Annotated in this window: 15 protein-coding genes; 3 read left to right on the top strand and 12 right to left on the bottom strand. The window is 37.7% G+C overall.

Going from position 1 to position 23335, the window contains the following annotated elements; translation table 11 throughout:
* Window positions 1–46: 46 nt before the first annotated feature.
* Complete coding sequence (locus ACTJJF_RS16000; RefSeq protein ID WP_440700279.1) at window positions 47–2794, bottom strand: fibronectin type III domain-containing protein; 2748 nt, start codon at window positions 2792–2794, stop codon at window positions 47–49.
* A gap of 294 nt (window positions 2795–3088) precedes the next feature.
* Between ACTJJF_RS16000 and rplS the strand changes: the two genes are divergently transcribed.
* Window positions 3089–3445, top strand: a complete 357-nt coding sequence (gene rplS / locus ACTJJF_RS15995) for a 50S ribosomal protein L19 (protein ID WP_002980648.1) — start codon at window positions 3089–3091, stop codon at window positions 3443–3445.
* Window positions 3446–3577: 132 nt separating this feature from the next.
* Here rplS and ACTJJF_RS15990 read toward each other — a convergent pair whose 3' ends face one another.
* On the bottom strand, window positions 3578–4045 hold the full coding sequence (locus ACTJJF_RS15990; protein ID WP_312299711.1) for an SRPBCC family protein: 468 nt from the start codon (window positions 4043–4045) through the stop codon (window positions 3578–3580).
* A gap of 166 nt (window positions 4046–4211) precedes the next feature.
* Window positions 4212–4994: an AraC family transcriptional regulator gene (locus tag ACTJJF_RS15985; RefSeq protein WP_440700278.1), complete on the bottom strand. Its 783-nt coding sequence runs from the start codon at window positions 4992–4994 to the stop codon at window positions 4212–4214.
* A 75-nt stretch (window positions 4995–5069) separates the two neighbouring features.
* On the opposite strand from ACTJJF_RS15985, the gene ACTJJF_RS15980 reads away from it, so the two are divergent.
* Window positions 5070–6218: an MFS transporter gene (locus tag ACTJJF_RS15980; RefSeq protein ID WP_440700277.1), complete on the top strand. Its 1149-nt coding sequence runs from the start codon at window positions 5070–5072 to the stop codon at window positions 6216–6218.
* On the opposite strand, the gene ACTJJF_RS15975 is transcribed toward ACTJJF_RS15980, so the two are convergent.
* The 9 genes from ACTJJF_RS15975 to ACTJJF_RS15935 form a co-directional block, all read right to left on the bottom strand.
* Window positions 6219–6716 (bottom strand): DUF3592 domain-containing protein, encoded by a 498-nt coding sequence (locus ACTJJF_RS15975; protein WP_440700276.1) that lies wholly within the window; start codon window positions 6714–6716, stop codon window positions 6219–6221. It abuts the gene before it with no gap.
* Between the two features lie 67 nt (window positions 6717–6783).
* Window positions 6784–7779: an alpha/beta fold hydrolase gene (locus ACTJJF_RS15970; RefSeq protein ID WP_440700275.1), complete on the bottom strand. Its 996-nt coding sequence runs from the start codon at window positions 7777–7779 to the stop codon at window positions 6784–6786.
* A gap of 94 nt (window positions 7780–7873) precedes the next feature.
* Window positions 7874–8851 carry an EamA family transporter gene (locus ACTJJF_RS15965; protein ID WP_312299719.1) on the bottom strand — a complete coding sequence of 326 codons (978 nt, stop codon included), beginning with the start codon at window positions 8849–8851 and terminating at the stop codon, window positions 7874–7876.
* Between the two features lie 127 nt (window positions 8852–8978).
* A complete protein-coding gene (locus tag ACTJJF_RS15960) occupies window positions 8979–11633 on the bottom strand; it encodes a T9SS-dependent M36 family metallopeptidase (RefSeq protein ID WP_440700274.1) in 2655 nt (884 codons plus the stop codon).
* Between the two features lie 259 nt (window positions 11634–11892).
* Entirely contained in the window at window positions 11893–13314 is a 1422-nt protein-coding gene (locus ACTJJF_RS15955; protein WP_440700273.1) for a T9SS type A sorting domain-containing protein, read from the bottom strand.
* A 164-nt stretch (window positions 13315–13478) separates the two neighbouring features.
* Window positions 13479–14894, bottom strand: coding sequence for a T9SS type A sorting domain-containing protein (locus tag ACTJJF_RS15950; protein ID WP_440700272.1), 1416 nt, complete (start codon window positions 14892–14894; stop codon window positions 13479–13481).
* 283 nt (window positions 14895–15177) lie between these two features.
* Complete coding sequence (rpsA, locus tag ACTJJF_RS15945) at window positions 15178–16968, bottom strand: 30S ribosomal protein S1 (RefSeq protein WP_312299727.1); 1791 nt, start codon at window positions 16966–16968, stop codon at window positions 15178–15180.
* A 252-nt stretch (window positions 16969–17220) separates the two neighbouring features.
* Window positions 17221–19770: a DEAD/DEAH box helicase family protein gene (locus ACTJJF_RS15940; RefSeq protein ID WP_440700271.1), complete on the bottom strand. Its 2550-nt coding sequence runs from the start codon at window positions 19768–19770 to the stop codon at window positions 17221–17223.
* 4 nt (window positions 19771–19774) lie between these two features.
* A complete protein-coding gene (locus ACTJJF_RS15935) occupies window positions 19775–21697 on the bottom strand; it encodes a DNA methyltransferase (protein WP_440700270.1) in 1923 nt (640 codons plus the stop codon).
* A 241-nt stretch (window positions 21698–21938) separates the two neighbouring features.
* Between ACTJJF_RS15935 and ACTJJF_RS15930 the strand changes: the two genes are divergently transcribed.
* Window positions 21939–23246: a DEAD/DEAH box helicase gene (locus ACTJJF_RS15930; protein ID WP_440700269.1), complete on the top strand. Its 1308-nt coding sequence runs from the start codon at window positions 21939–21941 to the stop codon at window positions 23244–23246.
* Window positions 23247–23335: the final 89 nt, after the last annotated feature.

Here is a 23335-nt window from a genome sequence, read left to right as displayed (position 1 = left end):
GGCCATCATTTCTGATGGCCTGTTTATTTTCACAGTTATATATTGATTACTGGATAATCAGTTTTAAGGTAAATAGCTTTCTTGCGTGAACTTTTACAAAATATACTCCTTTCGGAAGATTTTCATTCACTAAAGAGAAACGTTGGTTATGAATATTCTTTGATTCATACAGTAATTCGCCAGCTGCAGACACCAATTCAATTTTCTCGATCGGATAATCACTCTTGATGAAAGTTGGCTCCCCGGGTTTTGTAGGATTTGGATACAGAATGACATTTTTCTCTGTGCTTTTTGCCTCTTCCAATCCTAAAGTTCCTGAGCTCACCTGAAACTGTACCCTGTTTGAAACCTCCGTATAAGAATCGTTGGTAAACATCACCATATAATAGTTTCCAGGTGTGGTTGGTACGCCGTTTACATTTCCTGAAATCGTTTTGGTACCCTCCGTCACGCCATCAAAATAAGTGTAGGAAACGAAGTTATCATCCGGTGTCTGAACATTCTGAGGATAGATTCCCAGCCAGTCTTTGATGATTCCGGGAGAATCCGTCCATGAAGCTGTAATATTTTCTCCTAATGAATATACAGGTTTGTTGGTCCATAATTCGGTTACAATATCTCCTACTTTAAAGAATACTTTTTCTCCGATTCCGTTATAGCCGTCTTCCAGTAAATACTGCGCATAGTAATATCCTTTTGGAAGTCCTGTAAAATTAAGAGTTCCGGATGCTGTAGTGACATAGCTCCATTTTATAGAAGCTGTGGTTCCGGGAGTCTGTCCCATTTTATAAATTCCGATCCAGTCTTTCTGTAAACTTGGGGCATTCGTAAAGTTGATGATTACGGTTCCGCCTACCGGATATGTATCTGCTGTAGTCTGTAATTGCACTTTTGGTCCTACATAGAAGCTTTTTCTTGATGCAATGTCTGTATATCCGTTATTAGCAAAGAATCCTGCGAAATATTGTCCTTTATTAGGGAGACCGTTATTAAAAGTGGCAGTTCCTGCTGTCTGTCCGTTCGTGTAAACATAGGTCTGCGCAGTTGCACCTCCTCCCGGTGTCTGGCCTTTTTTATAAATCCCCACCCAATCCTGCTGATTTCCGGGACCGCCAGTGAAAGTAGCAACGATAGGCTCGTTTTGAGTGTATTCAGTTTTATCTAAAGTAAATGTAGGGTTTGAAACCACACTTCCTGTAATTTCAAACTGTTTTACCTCACTCCACTCACTCCACTCAAGGTTTCTGTCCCTGTAGCGGGTTTTTACGTAATAAGTTCCATTCGGGATTGAATTTGCTGCCAAAGTTACCTTGGTAATATCTAATCCTTCATTCAGGTTTCTCGTTTTATCCGGGTTTCCGTTTCCATCTTTTCCAAACCAGTTTTCAAAATCACGGTAAAATTCTTTTTCAATCACAGAAAAATCGGCCGCTTTACTGATTAAAAACTGTGTTGTATTTAAAAGTTCTCCGTTAGAGGATGAGAAAGCACTTCCATTTAACGTCAAAGGCAATGTAACCGGACCTGAGAATGTATTGGTAACAGACGGTTTAGCCGGTTTCGGCTGATTTTTGTATCTGTGGAAAGAATCTATCAGTTCATTATGTTTCGTGGTATATTTTCCACCAATAGAATAACATTCTATATCTACTTTTCCGGTTGGAATATCTACCTCAACGATCTGATAGGTCCAATCCGTCAATGTTTTCTGTACATCATCAAAATCCTGCTCATTAGACATTCCCCAATACTGATCCCAGGCCGTTCCTCCTGAAATGATTTGGTAATTCGGGGTATTTTTCAGCTGTCCTCTGTGATAGAGGTGATGATGCGCTCCAACATGCATTAAGTATTTATCAGAAGTTACCAAAAGCGGAACGGCATTATTTCTCACCCAGGTTGAAATATCTCCTACATATTGTTCTGCCTGGTAAGGTCTGTGGCTTAATGAGATGATCCAGTCTACTGTAGAATCATTATTGGCCTCATTCAGAACCTGCTGCAGCCAGGTCTGCTGGGCAGCTCCGGTGTGCTCGGAGCTTAAACTGATGAACAATACATTCCCTGCCTGCTGAGCATAATAATTCTCGTTTCCTGAAGAGATGCCTTTATATTTGATCTCGTCAATATAAAAATGGGCATAGTAAGAATTCATTCCCAAAGTTCCGTAGGTCTCATGGTTTCCTACGGTTGTCTGAATGGGAAGATAAGGTGATAATTTGATATTCTTTTTGAAGTGAACATTCTCGTAATGATCCAGTGTTCCTACATCCACCTGGTCTCCCACCATAAAAGTAAGGGCAATATTATCGGACGGATCTGAACCGGCTCCGAATTTTTCTTTTAATTTTTTAAAAGCATTCATGGTAAGGCTGTCATATCTCGGTTCTGCTTTGATCTGGTTGTCCCCCATAATCAGGAAGCGGATCTTTCCATTGGCTGTTACCGGTTGTCCTGGTAAAGGAAGTGTTCTGAAATTGTAAACCGCAGATTCATTGGTCCCGGTTTTAATTTTATAATAATACTTGGTATTAGGCTGTAAGTTGGTAATTTTTGCCGTGTGATAGTAATAATTATTATTGTATCCTGTATCCGAAAAGATATTGGTAGTTCCGGTTACCGTTACATTCAGATTCGTTGGGGAATCCCCGTAGATCACGGTTGTTTCGTTATCGGAAGCGGTCTTCCAATTGACGATCATAGAATTCGGAGTCGGGTTTTGCAGATATGGGAACAAAACCTGCCCGAACGCCATCTGAGCCACGAAACAAAAAAAGAAGAAATAGTGTTTCATAATTGCTTAATTTTAAAATGACATATAGAGTTTTAATTTGTGAATCAATAATTTAAAAAATCATCACTCTGATTTTTATTTCGGGCAAAAGTATGCTTCCCATATAAACCCTGTCTGATGGAATCTTAAAGAAACTGTTAATTCTTTGACGAAACCGGAATGAAAAAATTATAGTTTTTAACACATTAAATATTTGGTGTATTCAAAAACTATTTTGTACATTTGCAACCTGTTATTCAACCTCTGACGATAAACGTGTAAGTTGCTTAGCTTTAACATTTTATTTTATTAATAATGGATTTATTAAAGTACGTACAAGACAAGTACATTGCGAAAAAAGAATTCCCTGAATTCAAAGCAGGTGATACAATTACTGTGTATTACGAAATTAAAGAAGGACAAAAGACAAGAACTCAGTTCTTCAAAGGGACAGTTATCCAATTAAGAGGTACTGGTTCTACAAAAACTTTCACCATCAGAAAAATGTCTGGTGATGTAGGGGTAGAAAGAGTATTCCCTATCAACATGCCTGCACTTCAAAAAATCGAGGTTGACAGAAGAGGTAGAGTTAGAAGAGCTAGAATCTACTACTTCAGAGATCTTAGAGGTAAAAAAGCGAGAATTAAAGACGCTGCTTACAAGAAGAAATAATTCAGACAACAATAAATGCAAAAAGAGGCTGTTTACCCCGAGTAGACAGCTTCTTTTTTTATTATTGAATGATGAGTAAATTCTTAAATAAAAACCTAACAGGTTTTAGAAACCTGTTAGGTTTGATTAATATTACACTTTGTAAGGATTTCCCTTGCCCGTTTCCAGAAACAGCTTCAGGCTACTGATAAACTGAATCCAGCCGGCGGAACAGATATTATAACATTCCACAGCAGGATGTAAGCCAATATGGGTTACCTTTAGCTCCGTGAAATTCTCCTTCTGCCCTATTTCCCAAAAGATTGTTGTTCCGATCCATTCTGTCTGATGATTTAATTCGGGTAAGTTTAACAATGAATCTTTAACATACCAGACCGCCCTTGAATTGGGTATCAGCTCTTCTACCTGCATTGTTTTATGGATACTGTCCCCAAATCTTATAGTGAAGATATCATCCACGTTTGCAGATGATCCTTCGAACATTTCAGTCCACCAAAGAGGAATCTGGTGGGTAATAGCATCATAAGCTTTGTCTGCTGTAGTTTTTATTTCTACGGAAAGATTGTAATTTTCTACGTTCGTTTTATTTGTAGTTTTCATAAAATTATGGTATTGGCAATACAATTTTATGGAAATTATTTCTCAGAAAAGTTTGCATAGGGCAAGAAATAACCAGACCACCCCGGCAAAAATTCAAAGAATTTTTGCCATCCCTCCACCGGAGGGGAATGTTGGCTCTTTTGATGGCAATATTAGTTAAGATTATTTACTCATTCTTCCTCAGGTATTGCAATGGTGTAGATCCGGTATGCTTCTTAAAAAATTCTATAAAGGCACTGTCTGAGGAAAAGTCTAAAATGTGTGCCGTTTCCCCTATTGAATTTCCGTCTACCAGAAGTTCGATGGATCTCTGAAGCCGCCATTGCTGCCTCCATTCCTGATAAGAAAGTCCGGTTTCTTTTTTAAAAATACGAGTGATTGTTTTTTCTACAGCACCTGTTTTTTCAGCCAGCTTTTTCAATAAAGGCGGTATAGATATTCTTTGTGTCCATTCTTCTGCGATCTTTATAAAACGTCGGTCCTGAGGCATTTTCAATTCCAGCTTTTCTTCGGGAGCGGTATTGATTTCATCCCAGAGAACCTTGAGGATATTTGCCTGATCTTTATTAAAAGGCTTCCATTCCCAAAAGCAGATCCTTTCAATAATTTCCTTTAATAAAGGGTTTACATGCAATACTTTGAGCCCGGAATTCAGGTATTTCCCTGCATTATTTTCATCGAAATAAATAGATCTGTATGCGACAACATTCCGGAAATTTACCCGGTGGACTTCCCCGGCAGGAATCCAGAGCATACGGAATGGCGGCAATATAAACTGCCTGTCAGAAGTAGTTACCGTCATACAGCCGGATGGCGCATACAGCAACTGAGCCTTTGTTTTATGAAAATGAAAACCTGAGTCATGCATCACCATGTCAGAGGCAATTCCGATCACTTTTTCCGGGATGGAATCTGCATCAAATTCTTCATTCTGTTTCAGTACAGCCATGTCCTATTTTTGATGTTTTTTGTTTTTATATCATTATAAATATACATTGAATTATTTGAAACTTTGCAGAAAAAAATGAAAAAGACAAATCCACTCTGGCTGCTGACCCTTCTCGTAATGCTTCCTCAGTTTGTAGAAACCATTTACAGCCCTGTTTTACCAATGGTACAGGAACAGTTTGGAGTGAAGGAAGAATCTGCGACGTTGACAATAAGCTTATACTTCATTGCATTTGCCCTTGGAGTAGCATTCTGGGGCGTGCAGTGCGACAGAATCGGAAGAAAAAAAGCACTTGAATATGGGCTGATCATCTATGGAGCAGGAACCTTTGCCGCTGTTTTTGCTCCTGATTTTATCTTTCTGCTTGCTGCCAGGATTATTTCTGCTTTCGGAATTGCGGTGGGTTCTATTGTTACCCAGACCATTTTACGTGATATGTATGATAAAGACAGCATCAGCAAAGTATTTTCATGGATTGGGATCGGTTTATCCATCAGTCCTGTCATCGGGATGATCACTGGTTCTGCACTGGCTACCACTGTGGGTTACAAGGGTATTTTTATTACTTTATATCTTCTGGCTGTTTTATTTTATCTCCTTTCCAGAAAAAAAGTCTCTGAAACCTATCTTCCGGGAAAAGAAACCAACATCCGTACCCTATGGAATTTATTAAAACGAATGCTGTGTGATCATGAAATCATCAGATGCTGTTTACTGATCATGAGCTTCAATGTACTGCTGTTTTCATACTATTCATTAGCTCCGTTTATATTTAAAGAACATCATTATTCTTCCTATGCTTTCGGATACAGCAGTATTATTCTGGCTGCAGGCACTTTTGCAGGGGCAAAGCTTAACAGATACCTGCTCATGAATAAAGTACAATCTAAATCCTTAGTCAGGGTAAGCACGTTGGCAGCATTTATTGCATCAGTTTTTGTGTGGGTTTTATCAGGCCGGGAAATTTATTTTCTAATCCCTTATTTCTTCATTGTGATGGCATTCAGTATTGCCATTCCTAATATCTTAAGCACAGCCTTAATCAGCTATAAGAATGAAACAGGGAGCGCAGGGGCACTGCTGGGGCTTATCTATTATGTATTGATCGGAGCCGGGCTCATCAGCATTGGATACATCCAAAACCTCGGGATCTCATGTATGATCTTTTCAGCAACAGGAGTATTTGCCCTGCTGATGTTCAGACAAAAAGAAAAGACCGTTTAGCTACCAACGGTCTTTTCTTTTAAATAACTTTCTGACATAATACAGAAGAACGAACACTCCGATTGCCAAAGGAACCATTGAAAGGCACAGGATAATAAACGGCCAGAACCACAAATGCCAAAACCCGCCACGAATCGCCCGGGAAGGATTGTCTTTATCAAAATAGACCGTTGCATCATTAGTCCATTCTCTGCTGTTACGGCTGTAATCTGCATTCAGGGTGTATGATCGGTTAGAGGTATCATAATAAGTGATGACAGGTGAATACATTTTGGTATATCCGTTTCCGTCATCGTCCTTCGACCAACTTTCTTCATACCCTGTAATCACCCCTGCGGTTTTGATACCATCAGATACAAGATGTATATGTCTGTAAAATTTATTTCCGCTGTAATAAACCCCACCTACTCCCATCCCAAGGAATAAAAACATGAATATAAGGGAGAAAAAAACTACCCAGAAGCTATCATCATTTACTTTTTTATTTCTGATGTTCATAGGATTACTGTTCTATATATTTTGAAATATAAAAGCTAATGCTTCTCATTCTGTCGGATCTGTTCCATTATTTAATAAAGTCATACAGGGCATTGAAAAATTCAGTATATACTTCAATATGTGGTAAATGTCCTACATTGTCTAGTTCTACCAGCTTTGAGCCTGCAATCTCACGTTGTGTCTTCTTTCCTAATTCCTGATACTGACCCATTTTCGGCTGCAGTTCTTTAGGAGCTCTGTCTTTTCCGATAGCTGTTCTGTCTCTTGTTCCGATGATAAGCAACGTGGGTGTTTTTATATTTTTAAACTCATAGCATACGGGCTGATTATAGATCATATCAGACGTTAGTGCTGCATCCCATGCCACCTGAGGATAGTCTTTATGGAGCGTCCATCCTGCAATAAGATCCAGCCATGGCTGATATTCTTCTTTCCACTTATTGTCATAATAAAATTTCAGCTGGTAATTTTTATAAGTTTCCGCTGTATTTTTAAGTTCAGACTGATATGCCTGGTCAATAGTCTGGTAAGCAGCAAACGTTTTATAATCTTCCAGCCCGATCGGGTTCTCAAGAATCAGCTTTTGAACTCTTTCCGGGTAAAGCAATGTAAATCTTGCCGCCACCATTCCTCCCATTGAGTGTCCCAGAATGATGGCTTTATCAATTTTCAGTTCATCCAACACTGCTTTGGTATTGTCAGCGAGTTGGGAAAAAGAAAACTGATAACTATGTGGTTTTGAAGATTTACCAAATCCTATCTGATCAGGAATTACCACCCTGAAACCTTTGGCAGATAAATCCCTGGCTGTTTTTTCCCAATACGCTCCGTTAAAATTCTTGCCATGCAGCAGCATGATCGTTTTTCCATTCGGTTTTGCCGGCTTTACATCCATATAAGCCATCTTCAGATCATTATTCTGAGATTTCAGGCTGAGAAAACGGACTTCATATGGGTATTGATAGTCAGACAGCGTGGCATCCAGAGGCTTAACCTGTGAAAACACCAGGCTTGGCACTGTTACCAACAAAATGACAGACATCAGATTTCTGAAATAGTTCATGAAATTTTATTTTAGATTTTTAAAATTAAAAAAACCGCTACAAAAGGAACGGTTTTCAACTGTTATTTTTATTTAAAAATTCTTTTTAGGATAATTACGCCATTGAAACTTCTTTCTCTTTTTTGGAAGGAAGGTTCATTAAAACAATCGCAAACAGGATTAAAACAATTCCTACCCATTGTATCAGGAATACCTGTTCACCCAATAGCACAAAAGCCATGGTCACAGAAACCGGAAGTTCCAGTGATGAAACGATACTTCCCAACCCCAAACCGGCATTCGGGAAACCGATGTTGAATAAAACCGGTGGAATAATGGTTCCGAACAAAGCCAGAACAGCTCCGTAAGTCCAGAATATTGAATAATTGAATGGATGGATGTGTTCTGTATTTTCGGTAAAGTTCAGATAGAAAGTTTTTAATCCATCAAAATACATAGGGCCTATCTGTGCAAAAAACAGGAATGCAAAAACAACAATGGATCCCCCTGTCAGCATAATGATACTCTTTCTGAAAACCGGAAGATGGGTCGCCAGCGTATTGGATGTAAACATGGTCAGCGTATATGAAGCTGCCGCCATTAGCCCCCAGAAAACACCATGCCAGTCGAGCTCAATCTCCATATTGATCAGATTGGTTGCCAGAATAGTTCCCACTAATACAATAACAACAGAAACCACTTTTCTTGCATTCGGCAGCTTTTTTGTAAGAATACTTTCCACTACGACACTGAACCACACAGACTGCATGAGTAATACAATTGCAATGGAAACGTTGATGTACTGAACGGCAATATAATAGAATAAACTTGTTCCTCCCAGCGATGTTCCCGCAAGCATTAGCATTCTGACTTCTTTAGAACTCGGTAATGATAATTTCTGTTTTGAGGTTAAGGTCTGAATAAAATTCAGGATTAAAAGCCCTGCCAGTCCTAATACAAATTGGGAGGTAGTCACTTCTGAGGTTGTAAAGCCATCATGATAGGCCATTTTCACAAAAGTGGCCAACATACCGTATATACTAGCTCCAATTCCTACAAATAAAACACCTTTTAGTATATTTTTCTTCTTCATAATTTTTTTAACAGCCTGCAAAGTTACAATATATAAATTAAAACAGCCGGAAGCGTTGCCATGATAGATAAATAAAATCGCCGCAAGCAAAGCTTGCGGCGATTCTGAAATTGATTATATCAATCTGTTATTTTCTAACGATTACTTTTGAAGAAGATTCAAAGCCTAAACCTTTTACTTTTACAATATAAGTTCCGTTGATCATTTTCTCTGTAGAGATTGCTTTTTTGGCATCCGGTGAGATTTTATCTTCCGAAGAAACCATTTTACCGGACATATCATAAATTTCCACACTTACTTTTCCAAGGGTGTTACCTGGGAAGTTGATATAGAATTCATTGCTGGCAGGGTTCGGATAGATTGAAATTTTATTTTCTTTCACCGATTTTACTTCATTGGTTGCCAATAAACATTCTTCAGGCACTGCAAAGTTTTCAACCTGGTCCGTAACAATGTTTTTAACTCCTGCCGAAGCATTGATCCCAAGCCCTCTTTTAGCAAAAACACTCCAGATCATACATTTATCATCTCCTTGAGTTGTAGCCATTTCTGCGCTAAGGATGGCATCTCTTCCTTCAATAAAGCTAGGATTACACTGCTGCAGCTTCAGAGCATCTGTCACCAGCTGCAATACTCTTGTACTTCCGTTTGTTGTATTTGATAATACATTTGAAGAATAACCGTATTTCTCAACATATTTCCAGTGAAGATCCCAAAGCATTGTAGCCCATACAAATCCGATAGAGTGTACATCCGTACTCAGACCACCGCTTGCATTGGTATACTGCATACTGTTGGTATCTCCATAAGTGAAGTCATTCACTGCAAAATTAGGAGAATATCTTGCCGGTCTGATTCCCGGACCTTCGTTGGTCTGTCCTCCCACATAAGTTCCTACTCCTCTTGGTACTGTAGCATTATCACCGTCTTTATTGGTTAACATCAACGCAAAGAAGTCGGACCATCCTTCTCCCATCTGTTCTTTACTGGTATTAACATTCAGACAGGCTGAACCTGCACCTGTTAATCTGTTTGAAATTCCGTGACCGTATTCGTGAATGACAATCCCGTTATCAAAACTTCCGTCAGGAACTACATTGTAAGCAGCGTCTTTTTTCAGGGTAACATTTACTGTTGTATTGGCTGCAAGCTGACTTTTTATATATTCTCCTTCCGAATTCTGAACCAGTACTGAAGGGATCGTAATAGAACCATCTACACCACCCATTACAGGAGGGATACTCGCAGCACCTACGTTACTATATACGATTACGCCTATGGCTCCTGCATTCTGAGCATTTTTTACTTTTACAGCAAATCCGCAGTTGGTTCCTCCACCTCTTTCAATAAGTCCGATCTTTCCGGTAAGAGATCCCGCCGGTAATGCCTGGCAAGCCTGAAGGTCTGTTGAAAGTTTTACTTCGCCTGTTACTCCGGTTGCGTTCAAAGCCGGACCGAACTGGGCACTCCCGACAATCGGTGCACGGCCGGTTGCTGTACCAGGGGTGTTATAGAACAATAATCTGCTGTTGGTGGTAGACCAAAGATACATCTGCATTTTAGGATTATAACCGTCTCCCGGAGAAGAGAAGTTAGCATTATTGGTACCTCCTCCATCCTGTGCTTCAGCAAATACCACATCATCATCTCCTCCTGCAGGACCGTTTCCAAAATTGTTCTGCTGGAAGTTTTTTGCCGTTTCTGTAAATCCGAACTTATAGAAAATATCATGAACTTTATTGTTCAGATAGAATAAATTAGTGATCGATGCATTTCTGTTAGCGGCTGCGGTATCATACATTCCGAAAGGGAAATCAAAATTTCTTGATGCTCCGCCATCTGCCGGTGTTCCCGGTATGTAAGTAGGATATGACATTGAATTTCCAGCTACATCTTCATAAGCAAACACATTATTTCCTCTGGTGGTATTATAGTGATTCGTTCCGTCTGAATGCCATCCTTCAGGAGAAGCGGCAAGAATCCAGGGGTTGGAAACGATTGACCTTGAACCGAATGTTGCTGATTCAACGGGCAGGGGAAATACATTATAAGTAGCGTTATCCGGTGCTAAAAAGGAGGTTTTATTCTCTGCAATCAGGTTCTGAGGGCCGATAAAATTATTTTCAAAATGATCAGCATGGTTATGATCAATGTCTGAAGCATAGGCATCCGGATGGAAGCTGCATGACAATGTCAGATTATTTTTTTCTAAAATACTTCCGTTGGTAGCATCTACCACAATGTTCCAGTAATTGGGGGATTTAGGTTCCATCAGCGTATACTCGTAAGCAAGACGCAGATTTCCCTTCCCGTCATTAGCATATACCAATCTCTGATTTGCAGACGCAGATCTGTTGGTGCCTTTTTCACGGTATCCAAGAATCGTAAAGCCATCAATATCGGAATTGTTCAGCTCTTCAGCAATTTTCTGCAGTGCGGCACTTTTGTTGATCACTGCAGTACCTGGTGTAGAGCTGGTGTAATCTTTCACAAAATTGTCTGTATAATAAACAATTTTGTTGTCTTTAATCAGCACTGTTCCCACAGAACTGTAAACAGGCAAGCCATTGTATGTCTGTAAGAATTTTACAACATCACCGTTCATCGATTTTGAAGGATCTACATTGTCTATGATAATGTTATTAAGATCTGATTTTTTATATTCTCTTATTTTATTTTGAGAAATATAATCTTTAATCAGCTTTTCATTATCCTGACCAAACAATATAGCCGGAAATGCAGAAAATACCGCAAACAAAAGAGGTAGAGTTTTATTTTTCATATCCATTATTAAAGGCGCTAATCTACAAATATTTCACATATAAATAATGTATTTATTTACATAAATTATAAAAATAACAGAATACAGATGAATAAAAATAACTTAAAAAGATTAAACATTTCTCAATACAGAGAGTTGACTATTAATTTTATGCCTGCCATACCACATTTACAGCAATTTTTATACTTTCACTGAAGTTATGCGATGAAAAAACATTCATAAAAAAAACTGCCCTTACAGACAGTTTCTTTATTTAAAATTATTTTTTGATGATCTTTTCTGAGAAGGTTTCATTTTTATCTGTTATCAGATTGACAATGTAGACTCCCTCTTTTCGGGAACTCAGATTCACTTCAACCTGTTTTTCATTCCGTAATTGTTTATGGTAAACCAGGTTTCCTGTAAGATCTCTTACTTCTACCTTTCCGGATGCTACTTCTTTGGTAAGAACTATTGAAAACTGTCCGTTGGTAGGATTTGGAGTCAGTTTGAAAATCTTTTCCTTCTCTGAAGCTAATCCAGTTCCTGATCTTGAGCAATCCATATTAATGTCATACTCAAAATACGGATAATTATTCCAGCTATAAACAGAACCGATTTCACCGTTATTGTCATAGTTCAAGGTCAATCTGATCTTATGCCATCCTGTAGCGCCTGCATATTTTAGAACAGCCAGGTCGGCAGCCTGAAGATAATAAGCAAAGCTACCTGAACCTATAGATACAGGATTAGCAGGTATAGAATACACCTGGCCCGTAGACAAACTTACCACATCCACTTTTAAATCTATCAAAATTGTCCCGGACGGAAGGTTATATTCTCCGTTAAACGATGCAAAATCCGGCCCACACGCTCCCGGCTCATACAAAAAGTTGAATGTTGGCTGACCTTTAATAGGCTGACAGATTTTCTCTGCCATATCACGCCAGTACTCTGATTCAAAATCGTACAGGCCAAACCCATTCGTTCTGTTATAATACATTCTCGGCCCATTATTATCATTTCCGGAAACCCACTCGGCCAGGCCGGTATAAGGACCTGCAAGATTTCTACTTGCCACAGCTGCTGCAGCCTGAATGTCCACAGGTTTGGTATTCAGATGAACTACTGTAAATTTCGCATCTCTTTCATTTTTAAATTTCAGCATATTGAAAAACTCTGAAGAAGCATTTGGGTCACTGTTTGTAATGAACGATGAGTTGATAATATTAATTCCTCCTGTACTCCTTTCCGCATCAGTGAGAACAATCACATTGAGTGGCTGTAACACATTCAATGTTTTCTGTGCGCTTACAATATTTGCATTGGGAGTTCCATTTAAAGCATCATCTACCAAACCTAAAGATTCATCAAAGAAATCTCCGAAATTCAGTCGTCTTTCAAAATTCTGTGCTGTAAAATGGTCTTTGGTGAAATCAGACTCAATATAAATCAATGGTTTATATATACCTGTATTATTCCCATGTATTCCTGCTCCATATTGTACCACAGCTACCCTGTTCTCAGGATTACAGGCTAAAAGCTGCTCCATTAATTTAATTCCGCCCAGTCTCATCTGTGTATATGCAAATTCATCTGTTGAAGATCCATTATCCAACATAATAATATAATCAGACTGTGCTTTAAGATGACTCCACGACATCAGAAATGCCATGAAGAAAAATAAGAATGTTTTTTTCATAGTTAAAAGTTTTAAATTCAGTCCCGTTAAAGTAATATTTTTTCCACAAACAGTGATATAAATTTAAAACTTTAACATTTATATTAAAAATTGTTTAATTTTTAATAAATATCCTTTCTTTATAAAAACAAAAAAACTGCCCGGGAGGACAGTTTTAAGCTTATTTATTTTTTAATGATTTTTTCTGAGTAGGTTTCGTTTTTATCTGTTGTCACATTGACAATGTAGATTCCTTCTTTTCGTGAACTAAGATCTACCTCTATCTCTTTTTCTCCACGCAATATCTTATTATAAACTGTATTTCCGATCAGATCTCTTATCTCTAATGTTCTTGCTCCGGTTCCTTCTTTCAGAATAACTTTAAACTGGCCAGTGGTAGGATTAGGCGTCAACTTTAAAATCTTCTCTTCTGTTTGAGATTTTGCTGCTCTTAAAACCGGGCACTTCATTAGAATATCATAATCAAAGAACGGATAGTTGTTCCATGCAAAAGCAATTTCATAGTTCCCATTATAAAGATAAACCATAGACACTCTGAATTTTTGTTCACCTGTTGCGCCTCCATTCACAGCAGCATCAAAATCTGAGGGCTGGAAATAATAATTATAAAAGTTCCCGGGTCCAAAGTTAGGGGTGAAATTTACAGGAAATACAGTTCCGTTCTGCAATCCTACCAGCTCTACTCTAAGACTTACCAGAGTAGCCCCTGCCGGAAGATTATAATACCCACCGATACCTGATGTTGTTCCTATACATTCACCCGGTTCATATCTGAAGTTCACCGTTCCCATACCATTGGTATTGCATATATTCGATGCAAGATTCGGCCAGTAGTCCATTTCCGGCTGCCCTACAGCAAATCCATTAGGTCTGTTATAATATAGTCTTGAAGGCGTCCCAAAATCTGGATCCGAAGTATTAGGTTCCAAGGCTCCCGTATAAGCCCCGCCTGCACTCGCAATAGATGCAGCCGCTCCTACTGCCGCACTATTTGTATTGGTATGAATCATTGTAAACTGTGCTCCCATCATCTTAAATTTAACTGCATTATCAAATGCCAGAGGATTACTATAGTTGGTATTGTTATAATTTACAAGGTAAGATCCGTTAAGACCTCCCATATTTCTTTCTGCATCTGTAAATACTACAAATTTCAGAGGCTGTGAATTATTCAATGTTGTTTGAGGGCTTATGATATTAGGATCTGCAGCTCCACTTAAAGCATTGGCGATCAAACCGAGAGATTCATGAAAAAGATCTCCGAAATCGAGACGTCTCTCAAAATTCTGAGCGGTAAAATGATCATTGGTAAAATCAGACTCTATATAGATTAAAGGTTTGCTTGCTCCACTGGCATCACCATACTTTCCTGTTCCATATTGCACCACAGCAATCCTGTTTCTTCTATCGCATGCCAAAAGCTCTTCCATCAGTTTAATGGCTCCCCGCTTCATATTGGCATATTCGGCATTGGTGGTAGAGTTTCCATTATCCAGCATGATAATGTAGTCAGACTGTGCATTAAGATCACTCCATGACATCATGAATGCCATGAATAAAAATAAAAATGTTTTTTTCATAGTTAAAATTTTAAATTTAGCGGGGTGAAAATAACAATTTTTCTTTATTGAGTGAAATAATTTAACATAATTAATTAAAAAATAGAAAAATATAAATAACCATATCATAACAATAGCCCCGATAGCAACGGTTACCCCGCAGCAAGAGTTGGAGAACCGGAGGGTTTGGCGTTAGAGCATGCAGGGGCGAGGAGTATGAGTGGATAGCGGGAAATAGCTCCTGAAAATTTAAGTACAAAAAAAGCCGCTCAAACGAGCGGCTTATTTATCAATGGTTCAAAGATTATTTACCTTCTTCCATTTTTCTTTTCAACTCTGCTAATGCATCGATGTCTCCAAGAGTAGATCTTTCTTCGTTGTTAGAAGAAGAAGTTACGTTTCTAGAAGAAGATTCTTTAACGTTTTTCTTCTCTTCGTCTCTGAAGATCCCTGTGTGAGAAACTACAACTCTCTTGAATTCTTTGTTGAATTCAATTACTTTGAACTGAGCCTCTTCACCTTTTTTGATTTTAGATCCATCTTCTTTCTCTAATAATCTTGAAGGGCAGAAAGCTTCAACCTCAGCATCTTCGAATTGTACAGAAGCTCCTTTATCGTGAACTTCTACCGCTTTACCAGCGTGGATAGTTCCTTCAGCATATTTAGTTTCGAATTTATCCCATGGGTTCTCAGTCAATTGCTTGTGACCTAGAGATAATCTTCTAGCCTGGATATCTAGCTCAAGAACTACAACATCTAATTTATCACCTACTGCACAGAACTCAGATGGGTGCTTGATTTTCTTAGTCCAAGAAAGATCAGAGATGTAGATTAGACCGTCGATACCTTCTTCTAACTCTACGAATACACCAAAGTTAGTGAAGTTTCTTACAGTTCCTACATGCTGAGATCCTACCGGATACTTAGCTTCGATGTTTTCCCATGGATCTTTAGATAACTGCTTGATACCAAGAGAAATTTTTCTTTCTTCTCTGTCTAAAGTTAATACTTCAGCTTCAACTTCATCACCTACTTTTACGAAATCTCCAGCAGATCTTAAGTGAGTAGACCAAGACATTTCAGAAACGTGGATTAATCCTTCAACACCTGGAGCGATTTCTACGAATGCACCATAGTCAGCAAGAACTACTACTTTTCCTTTTACTTTGTCACCAACTTTTAAGTCAGCAGAAAGAGCATCCCAAGGATGAGCTTCTAATTGCTTCATACCTAATTGGATTCTTGTTTTCTCATCATCGAAATCAAGGATTACAACTTTCACAGTTTGTCCGTCCTCAAGGATTTCAGATGGGTGGTTCACTCTAGACCAAGAAAGGTCTGTAATGTGGATCAATCCATCTACACCACCTAAGTCAATGAATACACCGTAAGAAGTGATGTTCTTAACAGTTCCTTCAAGAACCTGACCTTTTTCAAGCTGAGCGATGATTTCTTTTTTCTGACCTTCGATATCTGCTTCGATCAATGCTTTGTGAGAAACTACTACGTTTTTGAACTCAGGGTTGATTTTCACAACTTTGAACTCCATAGTTTTTCCTACGAACTGATCGTAATCTTTAATTGGCTTAACGTCAATTTGAGAACCAGGTAAGAATGCTTCGATTCCGTGAACGTCAACGATCATACCACCTTTAGTTCTAGACTTAACAAAACCGTTAACGATTTCACCAGTTTCGTGAAGTTCGTTTACTTTATCCCAAGCTTTAAGCGTTCTAGCTTTTCTGTGAGATAACTGTAACTGACCAGTTTTGTCTTCTCTCTTGTCAACCATTACTTCTACCTCATCACCTACGCTTAAGCCTTGGTTGTAACGGAATTCGTTAAGAGAAATAACACCTTCAGATTTGAAGTTGATGTCTACGATAGCTTCTTTATCAGTTAATCTTACAACTTTACCAATTAGAACGTCGTTATCGTCTAAGTTGTTTAATGATCCGTTGTAGATCTCTTCTAAATCGCTTTTCTCTTTTCTAGCATCAGCATCAAGACCAGATTCGAAAGAATCCCAGTCAAATTGTTCAGGTGCTACGTTTTGGTTTAATAATAATTCTGCTGAATTTGTCTCTTTTGACATAATTCTAAATAAATTTGTATTCCTTCTCTTCCAACGGTCTTAACAAATGTGATTGAAAAATACGGAAGTTATTAATATATACTATTTTACTTTCTCAGACCTTTACCACAAAAAGTGGGTGCAAAGATACGTTTTTTATTTGAGATAAGCAATAATTTTCCTGTTTCATATTTTCCCCATAAACAATTGTAGATCAGAGAGATTGATTAAAAGAAGGATTTTAAAATTTAAAGAGAAGAGGAAGTTGAAAGATTAGCTTGTAAGTGTTTTTTCTAAGGCTATTTCAAAATCTTTTTCAGTTTCATGGTTATAAAACGGTACGGCAGTAATTAAATATTCGTCCGTATGAATAGTAATAGTATTCTTTTCCCCGCCCATTTTTCTCAAAAAGTCATCTTTCCATCTGTCATAATCAATTAAGTGAGCTCCTTTAGGTTCTATAAAAACCTGATACGTCAGCTGCTTATCTTTCTTCTGGCTGCAAAATAAGATAAAATCCGGTTCAAAAGCACGTCCTAGTTTATCGAAGATCTTAACTTCTCTTTCATTACGGATCAGATGAATATCCTGAAATTTTTGTTTCAACCCTTTAAAACGTCTGGAAAACATTTCCACAAATCTTTTTTCCTCATGGGTTCCATAGTTGGCATTGTAGGCGTACCAATCTTCATCAGAAACCACATTCTCCTGCCCATCTGCTTTTATACTCCCTTTTGTGACCCTGATTTCTTTATCTCTGAAAATCTTATGAATAGGCTGTGCCTGGAATGATGAGCCTTCATAATCCGGAGCATTGTGTTTAATATCTGCTTCTATATTTTGCAGCAACCCATTCAGTGCCTGAAGATAATCAAAATGTGAAATTTCCTGAAGACGGTTTTTTGTTCCGTAGAATATGATTTCCATTCCGCCCAGATATTTTTCATCCTCTATAAAATCCCGGATAGAAGTAATATTGGGAAAATAACGTGAAAGGTTATCGAAATAATAAAACGGATTCCGGCTTAAAGCATATCTGATAACATGTTTCTGAATGTCATGAATTCTGACTCCTTCAGATTTTATTCCTTCATCCAAAGGAATCGGTTTTTCTAACTCAAAAAAGACATTGGAAGTTCTCCCGCTTCCCGAAGAAAGCTGGTAACTGAACTTAGGTTTAACAATCCCCAAATCTCTAAAGGATCTTATCTGATCAAAGTTTTTGGGTATTTTACTGTTTGAAAATACAACTCCGTTTTTATATAATTCTGTGGTTTTAAATGTAGGTTTTAACTTTAATTGTTTGGTCTCAAGATTAGCCTCATCTACATATATTCCGGAGTCTATCAATGCTTTTTTAAGTTCAGAGATATAGCGGCTGTCTTCTTTGGTGTGGTAATACAATTCTTCTAAAATTTTCAGATCATTTGAAATATCATCATATTTCCGGACAAATTGATCTTCCCCATCTTCCACAGCAAACGGATAATATCTTGCTCCACGACCTATTAACTGAGCTTCAGAGAGAGTGGTTTTCCCCGGTTTCCCCTCTTTCCCGTCACGGTCTTCGTATAATCTGACGATATCAAATAAATTAAGGACATCCCAGCCTTCATTAAGCTTTTGTACTGCAAATACAGCACGAATCGGGTTATTTTCTTCTTCTAATGTATTGAGTAAAATCTGGTTTTTCTCTGCTTCTGAATCGTTATTGGCGCTCAGACAGTTTTCTTCCCTGAAATGCGTTTGTATCCGTTTTACAATTTCACTGTCTGAAATATTTCTAACCTTGAAAAAATCAAAAGCCTTTTGAACAACAGAAACAGAGGATGTTTTCCTGATCTTTTCTACCATCGCTTCAGAGAAGTCATCAATCAACCTGTGAAAATTCTCTTTATTCTGTTCAGATTCTTTAATGGTTTTCTTGGCTTTGAATAAGATAACCGGCTTCAGATTAATGTGATGAATGGTTGCCAGTTCCTGCCGATATAAATTGAGAATCAAAGCCTGAACAATTCTTTCCTGCTCATCATACATGGAGCGGATAAGATTGATTTCTTTAGAAAACTTATCAGTCCTGAACTGAGCCAGATCATATTTATAAAGCACTTTATCTTTGTACTTCTCTGTGATTTCACGGCTTTCATAATCTAAAGTGGCAGTGAATTCCAGAAGGATATTCTCAAAGTTCTGATGCAGGATCTCCAGAACGGTTTCTTCCCAGCTTCCAAATAGGTTACCGCTTTTGGTACCACTGTTCAGATGATGGGCCTCATCAGCGATCAGTACCATTTTTTTATCCTGAAAATCTTCATAAGTAATACTGTTTTCTTTGGTATTATTCAAGTCAATATGGAGTTGCTGGATGGTTGTAAATTTAATATTGATGTTTTCATGATCGGACTCATCAAAATTATCGATCTGTTTCAAGAAAACTTCTTTGCCATTGATGACAATTTTCTCCTGAAATAAATATTTCGAGGTTTGAGGATTGAGAAAGTTATCCTTCGTTTTCTGAATGATATTGTTGCTGTTGACAAAAAACAAAAAGTTTCTATATCCTTTTTCATAAAGATGAAGCATCAAACCACCCATCACCATGGTCTTCCCGCTTCCCGTTGCCATATTATAAAGAAGATGCAGGGGTTTCTTAGGTTTCCCATCAAAATCTTCCTGTTCAGTGTATAGATAACGTCTGAAAGCTTCTTCCTGATACGGACGGATTCCGAATTTCAGATTATCTGTAATTCCGTTGGGTAAAGCAACTTCCGCCAAAGCTTTACGGGCAAAGGGATTATTGAATATTTCGTGTAAAAATGCCATGTGCTTAGTTTTTAAGTTGATAAAATTCCCTGGTTACTTTCTGTTCTTCCGGAGTGCACTCAAAGTTCTTATCGTTAAGAGAAGAAAGGTTTACATAAAGCTGGTTTTTATCGAGCAGTTCGCAAAGGTGCTGTTTTTGCTCATGAAGGTTTAATGCTTTGAAATCCTCGATGCATTGCTCCTGCTTCTGAATATCAATATTATAATTAAGAAAAGACTTCGCTTTCATCTCTTCCCAAATCTGAAGAAGTGTTTTTTCATCTTTTGCCTCTTCTATTTTTTCTATGAAGGTTTGGTTGTATTTTTTGAGTTCAAGGTAGATAAATGAGCCGCCGCCTTGCCAGTTTACAGATTTGGAGATACCGCCTTGTTCTCCATCAATTACTTTTTTCAAACGTTCTATAGCAACGGTTTCTATATAATCCATCTGCTCTATCCCTATATATTGACGCTTCATTTTGTGAGCGGTGGATGCTGTGGTACCGCTGCCGAGATGGTAGTCTAGGATGATGTCGTTTTCTTCTGTAACAGCTTTTATTAGAAAACCGATTAAAGATTCTGGCTTTGGAAAAGAATCAAAATTTAAATTAAGAGATTCAACATGTTTTTTTGAGTCCTCATTTGTTTCAATTCCCAAAGCTTTTGATAAGTATACGCTATCTAAAAATTTATCCGGAGCTAAATTAGAAGAATATTTCCTTTGATATCTGATAGAAAACTTATTTGATTTAATGATAAAATAAGTTCCATTCGCTATTTCAGAATCCAAAAATGATTGTTGCCATTTAAAACGTCCTTGAATCTGGATTGTATTTTCATTCCTACCATTTTTAACTACCAAATCATTAAGTAATTCAACCTTATCATAATTTCCTTTTTTATAAATACCGTCTGAAATTTTGAATTCAATCATTTGAGACTGAAATTTTAAAATAGTTATTGGATTACCACTATTTAATAATGGCGCATTATCATTATCACTTTCTCTTCCAATGTAATTTTTTGAATCCAGCATTTTTTCATAACAGTGAATAAATTCAATGTTCTTTCTAGACTTCTTTGAGAGAGCAGGAGCGTTATCAGTATTTTTCCAAACAAATGTTTCTACAAAATTTTGTTTTTTAAAAACTTCATCTAACAAAATTTTTAAAGGAGCCTGTTCATTATCATCACATTGAATAAATATTTTTCCGTCTTTACAAAGTAATTCTCTAGCTATTTCTAGACGATTTTTCATAAAAGTAAGCCATGAACTCTCATTGAAACTATCATTATATTGAAAACTATCATTTCCCGTATTATAAGGCGGATCTATATAAATCAACTTCACCTTTCCAGCAAATTCTTTTTTCAGAGAATGCAATGCTAAAAGATTATTTCCTTTAATAATCAGATTATCGCTAATGGTTCCGTTTTCATCTCTATTGAATTGGTCAAAATGATGGTCACCTTCTTTATCAAACCGTTTGGCATTGGTTAGTACTTTTGGGTCAAGAAGTTCGGTAATTTCATCCTGAGCCAGCACTTCATTAAAGAAAATCTCCTCTCTTTTATCTTCCTCACGGCTTTGTCCGCCCTCCAGGATACAGTCTTTAAATGGCCATACCAGAGATACTTCATTGCGTTGTTTCAGATGTCTGCCATCAATCGTTAATCCTACTTTATTTTTAAATTGAGTATAGCTGTCATTTAGATAGTTTTTCTGTTCCAGAAACTGAATAAAGAGGTTTTGTTTAAATACCCGGACATCTTTTACTTTCACAAAAAATTTCTCCTTCAAATCGGAGTCTTCCAGTAGCAATCCGATCAGTTCTTCATCAAAGTTTTGTGCTTTATTCAGAACAACCCATTTTTTTATTTCTCCGTTATCGGAAACATAATTGGGTTCTTTTTTAATTTGATTTTCCAGAGCTTGATAGAGTTTCATAGTATTAAGTTTTATTGCGTCAAATGTATCCTGAAAACAAACTCAAACATTATGGTTTACCGTAAACCAACAACTTATTCATAATAGCGTTGTACATTGAGATTCTTTCACTACGCTACTGAATTACATTCTCAGACCTTCAGTCTGTATTCTAAATGATAGTATCCTACATAAAAGAAAGCAGCACCCATCCTCTCAGGCCCTTCAACTATCAAACTCCAAAATTCACTACCTTTGCACCATGGAACTACAATCTATCTATCAAAAGCTGCAGATTCAGGATATGAATCAGATGCAGAAATCTACGTACAAAGCCTCTGAAAACAATACGGATATTGTACTGCTCTCTCCTACCGGTTCGGGAAAAACCCTTGCTTTTTTATTTCCGGTTCTCAGAAATCTGAAAAAAGATGTGCAGGGAGTGCAGGCATTGATATTGGTTCCTGCCAGAGAACTGGCGTTACAGATTGAACAGGTTTTCAAATCTATGGGAACAGATTTCAAGGTTTCCGTTTGCTATGGAGGGCATGATAAAAAGATTGAAGTTAATAATTTAATTGAAGCTCCGGCAGTTTTGATCGGAACTCCGGGACGAGTTACTTATCACGTAAGAAACAATAATTTTGACCCGAAAACGGTTAAGACACTGGTACTGGACGAATTCGACAAAGCTTTGGAACTGGGCTTCCATGATGATATGGAATTTATCTGTAATGCTTTAAAGGGACTTTCTCAAAGAATTCTAACTTCTGCAACAGCAATGGATGAAATTCCTGCATTTACCGGATTAAAAGATGAAAAAATCATCAGCTTTCTTAAAGAAAATGAAGTAAAACCTGATATTCAGTTAAGAAAAGTAATGACAATTCCGGAAGAAAAACTGGATACCTTGTTCAACCTGGTTTGTAAGATCGGGAACAAAAGAACGCTGATCTTCTGTAATCACCGTGAAGCGGTAGACCGTATCTCGGAACTCCTTCATCAGATGGGAATAGACAGAGAAACCTTCCATGGCGGGATGGAACAGGATGAAAGAGAACGTGCATTACTGAAATTCAGAAATGATTCTGCAAGAATTCTTATTACAACCGACCTGGCAGCCCGTGGGCTTGATATTCCTGAAGTGGAATCTATTGTTCATTATCAGCTTCCTCCAAAAGAAGATGCCTTCATCCACAGAAACGGACGTACCGCAAGAATGAATGCCAAAGGTTTTGTCTATCTGATTATGACTGAGGAAGAAAATTTCCCTTTCATTAAAAATAATACTCTGGAGGAAAGTGTAGCCGGATTCAACAGGGTTCCGGAAAAAACACCATTCCAGACAATTTACATCAGTGCCGGAAAAAAAGACAAAGTCAATAAAGTAGATATTGTAGGGTATCTGCTAAAGAAAGGAGAACTTCAAAAAGAAGACGTAGGAATTATTGAAGTAAAAGACACTACTTCCTATGTTGCTGTTTCCAGAAATAAAGTAAACACTCTTTTAAGAAAACTTCAGAACGAAAAACTGAAAGGTAAAAAGGTAAAAATGGAGGTGGCTTATTAAGTTTCGGCTCAATATTATGTCATTGCGAACGAAGTGAAGCAATCTCACCCTTATAATCGTGTTTAATGATAAGAGATTGCTTCGTCGCC

Origin of the sequence: Chryseobacterium sp. 22458 (assembly GCF_052044975.1) — a bacterium.
GTDB lineage: Bacteria > Bacteroidota > Bacteroidia > Flavobacteriales > Weeksellaceae > Chryseobacterium.
This window is presented reverse-complemented; position numbering and strand designations above follow the sequence as displayed.

What these genes read in the sequence shown, in the direction of transcription:
- ACTJJF_RS16000 (WP_440700279.1), bottom strand. Translation starts at nt 2,794, where the DNA reads ATGAAACACTATTTCTTCTTTTTTTGTTTCGTGGCTCAGATGGCGTTC.
- rplS (WP_002980648.1), top strand. Translation starts at nt 3,089, where the DNA reads ATGGATTTATTAAAGTACGTACAAGACAAGTACATTGCGAAAAAAGAA.
- ACTJJF_RS15990 (WP_312299711.1), bottom strand. Translation starts at nt 4,045, where the DNA reads ATGAAAACTACAAATAAAACGAACGTAGAAAATTACAATCTTTCCGTA.
- ACTJJF_RS15985 (WP_440700278.1), bottom strand. Translation starts at nt 4,994, where the DNA reads ATGGCTGTACTGAAACAGAATGAAGAATTTGATGCAGATTCCATCCCG.
- ACTJJF_RS15980 (WP_440700277.1), top strand. Translation starts at nt 5,070, where the DNA reads ATGAAAAAGACAAATCCACTCTGGCTGCTGACCCTTCTCGTAATGCTT.
- ACTJJF_RS15975 (WP_440700276.1), bottom strand. Translation starts at nt 6,716, where the DNA reads ATGAACATCAGAAATAAAAAAGTAAATGATGATAGCTTCTGGGTAGTT.
- ACTJJF_RS15970 (WP_440700275.1), bottom strand. Translation starts at nt 7,779, where the DNA reads ATGAACTATTTCAGAAATCTGATGTCTGTCATTTTGTTGGTAACAGTG.
- ACTJJF_RS15965 (WP_312299719.1), bottom strand. Translation starts at nt 8,851, where the DNA reads ATGAAGAAGAAAAATATACTAAAAGGTGTTTTATTTGTAGGAATTGGA.
- ACTJJF_RS15960 (WP_440700274.1), bottom strand. Translation starts at nt 11,633, where the DNA reads ATGAAAAATAAAACTCTACCTCTTTTGTTTGCGGTATTTTCTGCATTT.
- ACTJJF_RS15955 (WP_440700273.1), bottom strand. Translation starts at nt 13,314, where the DNA reads ATGAAAAAAACATTCTTATTTTTCTTCATGGCATTTCTGATGTCGTGG.
- ACTJJF_RS15950 (WP_440700272.1), bottom strand. Translation starts at nt 14,894, where the DNA reads ATGAAAAAAACATTTTTATTTTTATTCATGGCATTCATGATGTCATGG.
- rpsA (WP_312299727.1), bottom strand. Translation starts at nt 16,968, where the DNA reads ATGTCAAAAGAGACAAATTCAGCAGAATTATTATTAAACCAAAACGTA.
- ACTJJF_RS15940 (WP_440700271.1), bottom strand. Translation starts at nt 19,770, where the DNA reads ATGGCATTTTTACACGAAATATTCAATAATCCCTTTGCCCGTAAAGCT.
- ACTJJF_RS15935 (WP_440700270.1), bottom strand. Translation starts at nt 21,697, where the DNA reads ATGAAACTCTATCAAGCTCTGGAAAATCAAATTAAAAAAGAACCCAAT.
- ACTJJF_RS15930 (WP_440700269.1), top strand. Translation starts at nt 21,939, where the DNA reads ATGGAACTACAATCTATCTATCAAAAGCTGCAGATTCAGGATATGAAT.